We start from the raw sequence: 12,964 nt of genomic DNA, 5'->3' as shown, positions 1-12,964 counted from the left end.
ATCCATGACGCACCTCGTCGGCGGAAAGGCGGCCGCGCTCGGGGAGATGCTCAAGGCCGGGGAACTGGTGCCCGACGGATTCTGCCTGACCACCGCCGCGTTCGACGGTCTGTCCTCGGCGGCGGACGAACTCCCGGACGGGCTGCGGGCGCAGATCGTCACCGCCTACGAGCGCCTGGCAGCGGGCGCGGTGGCCGTACGGTCGAGCGCCACCGCCGAGGACCTGCCCTTCGCCAGCTTCGCCGGCCAGCAGGACACCTACCTCGACGTCGTCGGAGCGGACGCGGTCGTGAAGGCCGTACGGGACTGCTGGGCCTCGCTGTGGAACGCGCGCGCCGTGCAGTACCGGGAAGCCAACGGCATCGGCCACGACACGGCGAGGATGGCCGTCATCGTGCAGCGGATGGTCGACCCGGAGGTCGCCGGAGTCCTCTTCACCGCCAATCCGGTCACCGGCACCCGCACCGAGTCCGTCGTGGACGCCGCCCCCGGCCTGGGCACCGCGGTCGTCGACGGCCACGGCCGCCCCGACCACTACGTCCTGACGGGCCACCGGATGCCCACGACGCGGACCGGATGCCTGGACGGGCCGCAGCTGGACGAGCTCCGGAGCACCGGCCTGCGGCTCCAGAACCTGTTCGACTCGCCCCAGGACGTCGAGTGGGCGATCGACAAGAACGGTGTGCTGTGGCTGCTGCAGAGCCGGCCGGTCACCACGCTCTTCCCGCTGCCGCCCAGGACCGACCGGCCGCAGCCGCGTGTCTACCTCACCAACGGCCCCGTGCAGGGCATGCTCCGTCCCTTCACCAGGATGGGCTTCTGCGGGCAGAAGATCGCCTTCGGGATCATCCTCAGGGAGTTCGGCCTGCCGGCCGATCCGCTCGACGGCCCCGCCGGCATCGTCGACATCGGCGGACGGATGTACTTCGACGCCACCTCGGCCCTGGCCGACAAGGGGTTGCGCGGCTACCTGGGCGACGGATGGCTCGGCGGGCCGCAGGGCACGGCGGTCCTGGAGCGGGTGAGGAAGGACCTGTCGATCTCACCGGCGCACGGACGGGCCGCCCGGCGGCGCTTCAAGAGCAGGCTGGCACTGCGACTGGCCCCCTCCGTCGCGGTCGCCGCGGCCCGCGCCCTCCTGCGCCCCGCCGCCGCGCCCGCACGGGCCCTGCGGGTGCTGGAGGAAACCGAACGCAGGACGACGGCGCCCGCGCACATGACGGCGGCGCAGCGGCTGCACTTCGTCGAGAACGTCCAGAAGTCGGTCTTCCACAAGAGGACGCTCGCGGACCTGTACTGGCCGGTGGCGGTCGGCCTCCTCGCGGCGCGCGTCCCGGTGGCCCTGCTGAGGGACGCCGCCACCGCCGGTGAGGTCGAGACGGTGTTGCGCGGCATGCCGAACAACATCACCACGGAGATGGATCTGGAGCTGTGGCACCTGGCGCGCCGTGCCCGGGAGCACAGCGGCGTGCTCCTGGACACACCGCCGGCCGAGCTCGCCGCCCGTTACCTCGCCGGGGAGCTGCCGGAGTTCGGGCTCGGCGCGTTCCTGGCACGGTACGGCCGGCGCGGCGCCGCCGAGATCGACCTCGGCGTGCCGCGCTGGGCGGAGGATCCCGCACCGGTCTTCTCGATGATCGCCAACTATCTTCTGGTCACCGACCCGGAACAGGCGCCCGACCGGCGGTTCGCGAAGGCGGCGGCGGACGCCGAGGCCATGCTCGGGGAGCTGGTGGAGCGCGCCCGCGGCCTGGGGCGGGTACGGGCGGGTGCCGTCGGGTTCTTCCTGCGCCGGGCCCGCGAGCTCGGCGGGCTGCGGGAGCTGCCGAAGTTCGCCTGGCTGTACGCGATTGCCCAGATGCGCGAGCAAATGCTGCTGGTCGGTGAGGAATTGGCCGCCCGCGGCCTGCTGGAGTGCTGCCACGACGTGATGTTCCTCGACCTCCGTGAGGCCCGGCGGGCCGTGGACGGGGCGAACTTCAGGGAGCTGATCGCCGAACGCCGGGAGACCTACGACCGGGAGAAGCGACGCCGGTACATACCGCGGGTCCTGCTGTCCGACGGGACCGACCCGGAGGCGGCCGTTCCCCCCGCCGCACCGCGCGAGGGGCTGCTGGCCGGGGTGGCCGGAGCGCCGGGGACGGTCACCGCGGTGGCACGGGTCGTTCTCGATCCGGCGGACGCACGCCTGGAGCCCGGGGAGATCCTCGTCGCGCCGACCACCGACCCGGGCTGGACGCCGCTGTTCCTGACCGCGGGCGGGCTGGTGGCCGAAACCGGCTCGCCGATGGCGCACGGGCCCACGGTGGCCCGCGAGTACGGCATTCCCGCAGTGGTGAGCGTCACCGGCGCGACCCAGCTGATCCGCTCCGGCCAGAGGATCACCGTGGACGGCTCGACCGGAACGGTCGACCTCGCCCCCCGGTGAACCGCCACCCGACCCGGGCCGGTGCCGGCACCGGCCCGGGCCGGCTTGCCGGGGTGTCCGAGGCGAGGACGCTCGGTGCGAACGGCTCGCGGCCTGATCAACCGACGGCGTGTGGCGCCCGGCCCGCGGACTTCGCCGGTACACCCCGTTCACGGTCCGCGCGCTCCGCATGCTCTTCCGGCGGTGCCGAGTTGACGAGGGCTCGTCGCATCCGGGCGAACTCCACCATCTGCTGGGCCATGAGCGTCAGCTGGTCCCGGACACGGGCGTCGTCACACCGCCCGTCGTGGCCGAACACCGTCGTCCCGTTGCCGACCGCCACACCGATCGGCGTGGGCCAACCGCGCAGGGCGTGTGTGATGTCGCGAAGCGTGGCCAAAGTGGCGACGGCGCCCTGCCACCCCTGGCCGACGGCTATGCACCCCACAGCCCTGCCGGTGAGGTACGGGCGAGTGTCCTCGCGCAGTTCCTCCAGGTGGTCGAGAGCGTTCTTGACCAGACCGGAGACGGTCCCGTGATAGGCGGGGCTCCCGACCACGACGGCGTCGGAATCCGCGACCTCGCGGATCAGCGCGGTGGCATGCTGATCGATCACCTCCGTCCGGGCGGTGTACAGCGGCATGGTGAGCTCCGCACCGTTGATCAGCCGGACATCCGCCCCCAGGTCCTGCGCCGCGTTCAGGCAGACCTGGAGGGCTCGTTCCACTCTCGATCCCGGACCGGACGAGCCACCGATTCCCACGATCTTGATTCCTCGTTGCACGCGACATCCTTCGGCATGATCGATGAGCCGGCCCGGGTGGCCGTGCGGCGTGAGCCCTCTTCCACGAAGCGATCGAGTCAGGTCTGCGGCTGCAGGAATTCCGAGAACCGGGCCGTGATCCCCTCAAGGTCGTCGGTGACCCGCGGCGGAGGCGGCGCGGTGTCGGCCGTCACCAGGCAGTGGACGAAAACAGGCGCATCCGGGTTCTCCAGCTCGTGCCGGAGCGTCTTCTCCAGCCCCTCCTCGGAGTCCACGGTGTGGGTCCGGGAGAACCCGCACGCGCGCGCCCAGGCGGGCAGGTCCACGGAACGGCCGGGGGAACACTGCCCGCCGGTCGAGTCGTAGACCCCGTCGTCGAGAACCAGCTGGATCAGCGGCAGGTCCGGCAGCGCGCCCGCCGTGATCAGCCCTACGGGATTCATCAGCAGGCTCCCGTCGCCGTCCACCACCAGGGTCGTCCGGCGGGACGCCAGGGCGATACCGGTGCCGAGCGACAGGGCCAGCCCCATCGATCCCGTCATGTAGAAGTGGTTCGGCTGTGCGGAGGCGGCACCGATGCGGGAGATGAACCCGGTGGTGAACACCGTCGGCAGGCCGTGAGCCGTGGCGAGTGCGACCGCGACGGCCGATGTCTTGGTCATGGTCATGGCGCTATGCCTTCCAGGCGAACTCGTCCGGCCGGACGAGGAATGCGAAGGGTTGACGCTTCTCCTGCACGACGGCGCCGGCCAGCTCCATCTGCCGGGCCGCGTTCTCGCCGGTCAGGTAGTCGTGGTCGATGCCGAGGCCCTCCAGCACGGGCTCGGTGAGCCGCCCCATCGGGAGGTTCTCGGTGGTGGTGTCCGGGGGTGTCCCGCGCATGCTGACCACCAGCAACATGGGGATCCGGTACGGCACGACCAGCGAGGCGAGCGCGTTGACCGACTGTCCGAAGCCGGAGTTCTGCATCAGCACCGCCGGGGCGGCGCCCGCCAGACTCGCCCCGGCGGCGACGCCGACGGCGTTGTCCTCCCGCGCCACGACGTGGTAGTCGGCGCCCGCCTCCAGCAGCGCGAGCAAGGGCGCCAGGACACCGCAGGGCGTACCGAAGAACGGGCCGAACCCGTTCGCGGTCAGTCCCTCGTACACGGCGGACTCCGAACCGGTCGGGCGCTCTGTCCCGGTCTCGTGTGGCATGTCTCTCTCCTTCGACCTAGTCATGTACCGGCCCTCCGAGCCGCCGGGCCTCGTCCCAGTGATCGCGGGTACCGAGGACCTCCCAACGCTGCAGGGCCAGCGGTACGTTTCCCTCCCGCCACAGGCGGTCGTGGAAGGCGGAGAGGCTGAAGGCGGCACCCTCCCGCTGAGCGCAGGCGGTCAGCAGGTCGAGCACCTGGGCCTTGCCCGCCAGGTAGCTCAGGCCCAGCCCGGGGCGGCCGGCGTAGAAGGCGGTCTCCTCCCACGCCGTCCGGCGGTCCATCGGGACCAGCTCGGCCAGCCGGCCGGCCGCCTCGTCGAGCGTCAGTTCCCCCAGGGCGAGGCCCAGATCGATCTCCACCCGCAGTGCGCGCAGCCGCATCGCGTTCACGACGAACCGGCCACTGGCCGGGGCGTCGTCGAACAGGCCGGCGATCAGGGCGAGTTCCTCCGTGTGGAAGGCGACGCCCTCGTTGGCGGCTGAGTCGTAGTAGCGACGGCGCACCGGATTTTCGTGCCGCGCGGACAGGGCGAGCTGCCAGGCGTGGACCCCTTCATGGACGATGCCGACGCGCGGGTCCCGGGCCTCGGCCAGCTGGAAGTAGGGCAGATCCGGCCGGGGCTCGGGGATGTAGCGAAGCGCGTCCTCGTCCCATCCCGCCTGCCCCGCGGTGTGGTGCTGTACGCCGAGCCAGGTCAACGGCTCCAGGTAGGCCGGCACCGGGGCGTTGCGGTAGTGCCGGAGACCGTCGGGCAGGTTGACGATGCCCTCCTCCCTCAGGAACCTCCGGACGTCCAGCTCATCCGCCCGCTGCCGGCTGATCTGTTCCGAGACGCCGGCGAGCAGCGGCGGAGCGGACGGCTCCCCCCGGCGGTTCAGGACAAGCTCGGCTGCCGCTGCTCGGGCGTACTCCCGGCGGCCCAGTTCGCGTAACCGGTCCACCGAGTAGGGGAGCAACGCGACATGGTGCAGGAAGTAGCGGAACGCCGCACGGCCCGGGCTGAACGCCTCGGTGAAGGTCGGCAGCATCGCCCGCAGCCACTGCCGGTAGTCGGCCAGGGCTCGCTGCGCGGCGGTCGTGGCGGCGTCCAGCTCCGCCGCCACCGCCGTCGGCAGCCGCCGGGCGAGAGCCGCCATGCCCGCTCCCAGCGCCTCGCCGGCGGTGTCCAGCAGGCGCAGGGCGTACTCGGCGAGCGGCGCGGCCGCGTGACCGGCCAGGTTGAGCCTGCCGTGGGCGAGGGTCTCCGGCACCCGGGCCAGCAGATCCGCCACCGCCCTCGCCCGCTCCTCGACGGCGGGCCGCAACAGGTGGTGATAGACCGGCAGCAGGGCCTGGTCGAGGTAGAAGGCGGGGTTGCGCCGCCAGTCCCGCAGAAGGTGCAGCTCCCAGTGGACGCGGGCCAGCGCCGCCCCGATCAGCGCGGCGTCCACCTGCAACGGAACGGGTTCGGCCGACAGGTCGAGACTGCGCAGGCGGCGGGTGAACCCGGACAGCACCCTGCTCCGCTCGGCGACCGCGTCCGGCGACCAGTCCGGCAGCCAGCCGTCCGGGCGCTCGATTCGGTTGAGGTCGTCGTAGCAGTCGGGTTGGGTGACTTCGCGCCATGTCCAGAACTCCTCCGCCAGCGCGCGGAGAGCGTTCGCTGCGCTGCTCATCAGTGGTCTCCCCGGTTGCCGGTCAGGACGTCAGCGACACGTTGTAGGTGCGCATCCAGCGGTCCACCTCGATGAGCGGCAACAGCAGGTGCAGATTGTCCGCCATCGTCATCATCTGGGTTCGCCCCGAGGCGAGTTCGCGCACCTTGGGCAGGTCCAGCAGCCCGGCCAGCGGGGAGGAGCCGTCGTCGAGCACGCGGTCCAGCGCGGCGCGCACCTCCTTGGCGTGCGCGGGCGAGAAGGTGGCGGGAAAGGCACTCTTACGTCGCTGCAGCACTTCCTGAGGGAGCAGGTCGGCAACCGCGGCGCGCAGCAGGCTCTTCTCCCGGCCGTCGGCGACCTTCATCTTCCACGGCACGTTCCACACGTATTCCAGCAGTGTGTGGTCGCAGAACGGGACCCGCACCTCCAGGCCGAGCGCCATGCTCATCCGGTCCTTGCGGTCCAGCAGGTACAGCAGCGGGCCCTGAAGGCTCAGATAGAGGACCTCGCGCATCCGGGCCTGAAGACCGGACTCGCCGGTCAGCCGCGGCACCCGGGCCCGCATCGTGGCGTACCGGTCGCGCTCGTCGTCGGCGGGGCGGATCCGGGCCCGGACGTCCGGGGCGAGGCAATCGGTCAGCCGGGGGGCGTTTCCGAGCCAGGGGAAGGTGTCGCCCCACACGGTGGCCTGGTCGAAGAACCAGGGGTAGCCGCCGAAGACCTCGTCCGCGGCCTCGCCGGAGAGGGCGACCGTGGACCGCTCCCGGATCGCCTGGAACAGCAGGTACATGGAAGCGTCGAACTGGCCGAGGCTGGGCAGGTCGCGGGCGGCCAGCGCGGCGGGCACGATCCCGGTCAACGCCTCCGGGTCCAGGGTGATCGCGGTGTGGTCGACGCCGATGTGTGCGGCGGCGGCCAGTGCGAAGGGGGCGTCCTGCTCCGGGCGCAGGGCCGTGGGGCGGAAGTCGTGGTCGGCGTCGCGGAAGTCGACCGAGAAGGACCGCAGCCCCGGCGCGTGGTGCCTGGCCCCCAGTGCGGTCACCGCGGAGGAGTCCAGGCCGCCGGAGAGCAGGGTGCACAGCGGCACGTCCGCCACCAGCTGGTGGGCGACGGTGTCCTCCAGGATCTCCCGGACGCGGCGCACGGTGGTGTCCTGGTCCTCGTGATGTTCCTGGCTGACCAGCCGCCAGTAGGGCGCCTCGTGCGCCCCGGAGCGGTCCACCCGGACCAGGTGCCCGGGCTGCACCTGGCGCAGATCGGTGTACGGGGTCTCCCAGGGCATGGCGAGCCTGGGGTTGAAGAGGATGGGGAGCTTGTCCTCACTGGTGCGCGCGGTGAACAGCGGGTTGGCGAGGATCGCCTTGGGCTCGGAGGCGAACAGCACGCCCCCGCGGTAGGCGTGGTAGTAGAGCGGTTTGACGCCCAGCCGGTCGCGGACCAGGAGCAGCTCCTCCCGGGCCGCGTCCCAGATCGCGAAGGCGAACATGCCGGTCAGCCGGTCGACGAAGCCCGTCCCCCACTCCAGGTAGGCGTGCAGGACCACCTCGGTGTCGGAGGCCGTGGTGAACCGGTGGCCCCGGGCGGTCAGCTGGTCCCGGAGCTCGCGGTAGTTGTACAGCTCGCCGCTGTACGTCAGCACCACCGGGGCCTCGCTGCCGCGCCGGTGCGCCGTCATGGGCTGCTTGCCGCCCTCGAGATCGACGATGGCGAGACGGCGGTGGCCCAGGCCCGCGTGCGGCGCGAGCCAGGTGCCGCCGGCATCGGGGCCACGCCGGTGCAGGGTTGCGGTCATGGCCTCCAGCATCGGGCGTTCGGTGGTGAGGTCCCGGGTGAAGTCGATCCAACCGGCTATGCCGCACATCGTGGCTCCTTGAGGGTTGGTCTGGACGCGTCAGGAGAGGGGTGGTTGCCCGGCGGGATCGCGGTGGGGGGACCGGGGCAGACCGGCGAGGAACCCGTCGAGGTCGACGGTCCGGTGGCCGCTCACACCCGGGCACTCCCAGCGCAGGTCCAACCTGGCCGGCCGGTCCGGGTCGTGGAAATAGACCGCTTCGAGTCCGGCGTCGGTCCCCGTCGTCAGTACGGGATTGGCGGTGAGCAGGTCCCGGACCTCCGGCGAGTCGCGGAGGACCCGCAGAACGAGCCGCTTCTCCCGGAAGTGGTTGTCGGGCAGGGCGACTTCGGGGTGCATCTTGCGTTTGAACTGGAAGATGCCCTTGCTCAGGAACGGCTCGCAGCCGGAGAGGTCGACCCGGGTCAGGCCGTTTTCGGCGGCCCACTGGAGTATCAGCACGTACATCGCCATGTACGTTCCTGAGCGGTAAGGGGCCTCGCCGCCGGCCTCGACGCCGGCGAGCCGGATGACCAGGGTCCGCCCCTCCAGCCGGCACAGCATCCCCGCCACGCGCCGGCCCGACTCGCACAGGAAGAACAGCACACCGCGCCGGAAGAGGCAGACCCGGGCACTCTCCCGCTCCTCCGAGCGGGCCGCGCCGCGGTGCCGGCTCCACATGGTCGGCCGGTGCATGCCGTCGTAGAAGGCATCGAAGTCGGCCTCGGCGGTGGCCACCTCCAGGGTGCGGGAGCGGGAGCGGATCTCCCGGCTGTGCTGTTGCCGGGCCTTGCGCGAGAGCCGCTTGAGGACCTCCTGCGGGTCGGGGCCGACCGGTACCGACAGGTTGATCCGGAAGGGCAGCAGCAGACCGTGGCGCGGCGGCCGGAGCGGAGCGTCGCGCCGCAGCACGCCGACCGCGAGGAGGTCCGCGTCACGGGCGGCACGGCCGCTTGCCAGCTCCGCCCAGGTGGTGCGGTGACGGCTCCGGTCGGACTCGGTACCACGTCGCTGTTCGAGGAAGGGGAGAACGTGTGTCAGGCCGTGCGGCAGCCCACCGTAGGCCAGGGTCGGGCCCCGGCCGGACGGCCGGGACACGGCGACGGACGGCCGGACCGCGGCGGCGGCCAGGCCATGTGCGCGCACGACGAGCGGATCGGCGCTGTTGTTCCAGGCGTACCGCCAGTTCGGGGGAATCACCTGTGCCTCACCACGCCCTGCGAAGCGGGCGGTGGCCGCGGGACGGAACACCCGCCCGGGGACAGGAGGCGCGGTCACCAAGCGCCTCTGCAGCCCCGTGGCCCGTGGACCTCGGCGTCGTTCGGTGCATCGCTGTCAGCTCCAGGGTCGGCGGCTACGCGTGTGCGGCCGCGAGGACGGCCCGTGCGAGATCCTTGGCGGTGCCGACGCGCGTGAGGTGTTCCTCGCGCAGCGCCGGGAGGAGTTCGTCGCTGTAGTAGCCCGATCCGTGCACCACGACATCGGTGTCCGGGGACAGCAGGCCCCGCTCCCGGGAGACGAGCACCCCGGTCAGCGCCTTGACCAGCGACCACTCGCGGATCAGCGCCGGGTCGGCGGCGATCTCGATGCCCGCGACGGCGGCCAGCGCCCGCACCCGGTCGTACCGCTCCAGGCACTCCCGGCGGGACACCACGATGCCGCCGCCACCGTGGCGGGCGACGATCTCGTTGATCTGCGCCCGGGTGGGCGGCTGCTTGGTGTAGAAGGTGGCGTCGATCACCTCCTGCGGGTGGTCCGTGACGGCCGGGAACTGCGGGGCCACGTGCTGGCGCCACACGCCCGCGGCCTCGTCGTGCTCGTAGTCCGGCACCTTCATGCCGAGCAGGCTGGTCACCATGTCGGCCGTGGCGAGCTGCTGGACCAGGTGGAACCCGGGGTGCCGGGCGGGCGCGTCGCGTCCGGGCAGGCCCTCGGTCAGCAGCCGGTGCCCGAGGTGGTAGCCGAGCAGCCCGAAAGCGCTGGAGACGGCATGCACGTGCACGCGCGGAGCGGAGTCGGCGGTGATCGGCAGCAGCTCCGCCTCGGCGAAGGCGCGCGCGGCGTCGGCGATCCGGTAATTGTCGAGGTCGAGGGTGTACCAGATGCGGAAGCCGGTGGTGTCCAGGATCTCGGCGGCGTGCCGCTCGACGACCTCGCTGCTGAGCAGCTTCACATCGGCCGGCTGCTCGACGTGGGCCACGACCACCGGGTTGGCGGTGCGCAGGGCCCGGTCCCCGGTCAGCGCGCAGTCGCGCAGCTTGCTGCGCGAGGCGTCGGGGGCGAGCATCACGATGCGCAGCTCGTCGGGGGACGCCAGTCCGGTCGCGTACGCCCGGGCCACCGCGTCGCGCAGGGCCGTCCCCTTGTTGCCGGAGGTCGGCGTGAAGAGCAGCACCCGCTCGCCGGTACGGCGGATGTGGGCCGCCGCACGGGCGATCATGAGCAAGGAGGCCATGGTCTTGGTGGTCCTGGCGCCCGGGTTGCGCATCAGGTCGAGGATGTGGGTCCGCGGCTCCACCTGGGTGAGCCCGATGTCGGTGACCTCGGTGAACGCTGCGAAGGAAGGGTGCTTCCCGGCGAGTTCCAGCGGGATCACCGGCTCGGTGTCCCGCTCGGCGCCCACCTTCCGGGCAGCGGCCCGGATCTCTTCGAAGTAGCGGTCGAGCGCGTTGTGCACGACCTGGCCTGTGCTGGTGGCGCGGCCCGTTTCGGACATGGCGGATCCACTCCTTCGGGAAGCTGTTGCATACCGGTGTCGCTTGCGTCGCTGGGGCGAAGACCGCAGGTCAGCGGTCGGCGGCGGTGATCTCCGCGATGAGGGCCTGCTCCACCGCCAGCGCGAGCCCTCGGACGGTCGGAGCGTCGAAAAGAGCGTGGACGGCGAGGTCCACGTCGAAGGTCTGGCGGACTCGGGAGACGATCTGCATGGCCTGCAACGAGGTGCCGCCGAGGTCGAAGAAGGAGTCGTCGACGCCGACCCGTTCCCGCTCCAGGGCCTCCGACCAGATGCCGCAGAGAGCCTCTTGCTGGGGGTTCTGCGGCGGAACGTAGCCGCCGTCCGGAGCGAGAACGTCGTCCGGCCGGGGCAAGGCGGCACGGTCCACCTTGCCGTTCTCGTTGAGCGGCAGAGCGGTGAGCGGGACGATCGCGCCGGGAACCATGTACGAGGGAAGGCGCTGCCCGGCGAAGTCGCGCAGTGCCGCCCGGCCGGGCAGCGCGCCGCCCGGCACCGGGACCAGGTAGGCCGTCAACTGCCAGGTGCCCTCCCTCGACTGCCGGGCGACGGTCACGGCGTCCTGCACGTCCGGGTGGCCGGTGAGGACGGCGTCCACCTCGGCCGGCTCGACCCGGTGGCCGCGGATCTTCACCTGGCCGTCGATCCGCCCGACGAACTCCAGCTCACCGGCCGGACCACGCCGCACCAAGTCGCCGGTGCGGTACATCCGGCTGCCCGGTGCGCCGAACGGATCCGGCAAGAAGCGCTCCGCCGTGAGATCTGGCCGCCCGAGGTAGCCCCGGTTGACCCCGTTCCCCGCGATGTAGAACTCACCCGGCTCGCCGTCCGGGACCGGATCGAGATGCTCGTCCAGGACATGGCCGCGCACACCCGGGACGGGCCGGCCGAGCGGCGGGCTGTCGGGCCACCGCTCCAGGCCTCCGGTCAGCGTGCAGGCGGTGGCCTGATGTGTCTCGGAGGGGCCGTACTGGTTCTCCAGCACCGTGCCGTCCAGGGCTTCGACGAACCGCCGCACGTCCGAGGTGAGCCGCAGCGGCTCACCCGCCGAGACGATCTCCGTCAGCACGAGCCGGCCTGTCGGTCCGGGCTCCTGAAGCCCCGCGCGGGCGAGCTGCCGCAGGAACGCCGGAGACAGGTAGACCCGTTGCACGCGCTCACGGACCATCAGGTCGATCAGCGCCACCGGGTCCTGCCGGTGCTCCTCCTCGACGAGGACCAGCGAGCCGCCGCTGAGCAGCGCGCCGAAGATCTCCTGGAGGGAGACGTCGAAGCCGAGCGAGGTGAACTGCAGGAAGATCTGGGGCCCGGGCAGCCGGTTGACCGCCCAGTCGGCGACGTTCCCGATCGACGCGGAGGTCAGGCCGATGACCTTCGGGCGCCCGGTGGATCCGGACGTGGAGATCACGCAGCGCAGGGCGTGCTCGGGGAGGAGTCGGTCCGGCCGGGTCACCGGCTGCAGGTCCAGCTCGGCTGCCACGTCCTCACAGGACAACACGGGGAGCGGGGCATCCCGGAACGCATGCGCCAGCCGGTGTTCGGTGAGCAGGAGCAGCGCGCCCGAGGCGGCCAGGCCGTCCGTCAGCCGCAGGGCCGGGTGGCCCGGGTCGAGCGGCTGGAAGGCACCGCCTGTCTTCAAGATCGCGAGCATCGCGACGAACGCCTCCGGACGGCGGCTCATGCAGACACCGACCACCGTCTCGGCCCCCACTCCACGCCCCCGCAGAAAATGGGCGAGCCGGTTGGCCCGGGCATCCAACTCGGCGTAGCCGATCTGAACCCGGCCGGCCACGAGCGCTACGTCACCAGGGCCGAGCCTCGCCCGTTCTTCGAAACGCTCGATGATGTCCAAGACTGCTCCTTGTCGCGGATGCGGAGATCGCGTCCCCCACGAGCGGGGCGGGTCCATCGCCCTCAGCATCAGCAACCGGGGGTGGGGGATCAACGCCAACTGAACGAAGTCATCGGCACTTTCTCGGATCCGCAGGTCCGCGCCGGAGCCGACGCAGTGGCGGGCGCCGGATTGAACGTAGTGTCCCCGGTCTGGCGGCAGGCCCTTGCCCGGACGGCGACGGGCTATTGATGATCCTTCTCAAGCAGCCGCCGACGGCGCACCCGCGGGCACCGGCCCGGCCGGCTGCCCCGGGGCGGCCGCGCACCCGAACCACTCCCACCACCGACGGAAGGCCGACGCCATGTACAAGGTCGTGGTCAACCACGAGGAGCAGCACTCCATTTGGCCCGAGGACCGGGAGACCCCGGCGGGCTGGCGGGAGGCCGGGGTGGCCGGCAGCAAGGAGGAGTGCCTGGAGTACATCCGAGGCGCCTGGCCCGACATCACCCCCTTGAGCGTCCGCCAGGCCCTCGCGGAGGCGTAAAGGGCGCCACAGGGC

The 12,964-nt window shown here is 71.8% G+C and carries 10 protein-coding genes; 2 read left to right on the top strand and 8 right to left on the bottom strand.

Annotated features, from left to right (window positions below; all coding sequences use genetic code 11):
• Positions 1-4: 4 nt before the first annotated feature.
• Complete coding sequence (locus ABT345_RS03680; RefSeq protein ID WP_345081325.1) at positions 5-2,428, top strand: PEP/pyruvate-binding domain-containing protein; 2,424 nt, start codon at positions 5-7, stop codon at positions 2,426-2,428.
• Between the two features lie 97 nt (positions 2,429-2,525).
• Here ABT345_RS03680 and ABT345_RS03675 read toward each other — a convergent pair whose 3' ends face one another.
• The 8 genes from ABT345_RS03675 to ABT345_RS03640 all read right to left on the bottom strand — a co-directional run bounded on the left by ABT345_RS03675 (position 2,526) and on the right by ABT345_RS03640 (position 12,423).
• Positions 2,526-3,191 (bottom strand): NADPH-dependent FMN reductase, encoded by a 666-nt coding sequence (locus ABT345_RS03675; RefSeq protein WP_345081322.1) that lies wholly within the window; start codon positions 3,189-3,191, stop codon positions 2,526-2,528.
• A 77-nt stretch (positions 3,192-3,268) separates the two neighbouring features.
• Positions 3,269-3,832: a thiamine pyrophosphate-dependent enzyme gene (locus tag ABT345_RS03670; RefSeq protein WP_351320630.1), complete on the bottom strand. Its 564-nt coding sequence runs from the start codon at positions 3,830-3,832 to the stop codon at positions 3,269-3,271.
• Between the two features lie 10 nt (positions 3,833-3,842).
• Entirely contained in the window at positions 3,843-4,367 is a 525-nt protein-coding gene (locus tag ABT345_RS03665) for a thiamine pyrophosphate-binding protein (protein WP_345081318.1), read from the bottom strand.
• Between the two features lie 16 nt (positions 4,368-4,383).
• Positions 4,384-6,024: a DUF885 family protein gene (locus tag ABT345_RS03660; protein WP_345081315.1), complete on the bottom strand. Its 1,641-nt coding sequence runs from the start codon at positions 6,022-6,024 to the stop codon at positions 4,384-4,386.
• Positions 6,025-6,046: 22 nt separating this feature from the next.
• Positions 6,047-7,867 (bottom strand): asparagine synthase (glutamine-hydrolyzing), encoded by a 1,821-nt coding sequence (asnB, locus tag ABT345_RS03655; protein ID WP_345081312.1) that lies wholly within the window; start codon positions 7,865-7,867, stop codon positions 6,047-6,049.
• Positions 7,868-7,897: 30 nt separating this feature from the next.
• A complete protein-coding gene (locus tag ABT345_RS03650) occupies positions 7,898-9,037 on the bottom strand; it encodes a GNAT family N-acetyltransferase (protein WP_345081308.1) in 1,140 nt (379 codons plus the stop codon).
• Between the two features lie 154 nt (positions 9,038-9,191).
• Positions 9,192-10,553, bottom strand: coding sequence for a DUF6002 family protein (locus tag ABT345_RS03645; RefSeq protein WP_345081305.1), 1,362 nt, complete (start codon positions 10,551-10,553; stop codon positions 9,192-9,194).
• 70 nt (positions 10,554-10,623) lie between these two features.
• Positions 10,624-12,423: a non-ribosomal peptide synthetase gene (locus tag ABT345_RS03640; protein ID WP_345081302.1), complete on the bottom strand. Its 1,800-nt coding sequence runs from the start codon at positions 12,421-12,423 to the stop codon at positions 10,624-10,626.
• Positions 12,424-12,628: 205 nt separating this feature from the next.
• On the opposite strand from ABT345_RS03640, the gene ABT345_RS33215 reads away from it, so the two are divergent.
• Entirely contained in the window at positions 12,629-12,949 is a 321-nt protein-coding gene (locus ABT345_RS33215) for an MbtH family protein (RefSeq protein WP_386458450.1), read from the top strand.
• Positions 12,950-12,964 lie beyond the last annotated feature (15 nt).

The sequence above is a fragment of the Streptomyces sp. NPDC000404 genome (genome assembly GCF_040300365.1).
GTDB lineage: Bacteria > Actinomycetota > Actinomycetes > Streptomycetales > Streptomycetaceae > Streptomyces > Streptomyces ramulosus.
Note: the sequence above shows the minus strand (reverse complement) of the source record. Positions and strands in the feature narration are given on the sequence as shown.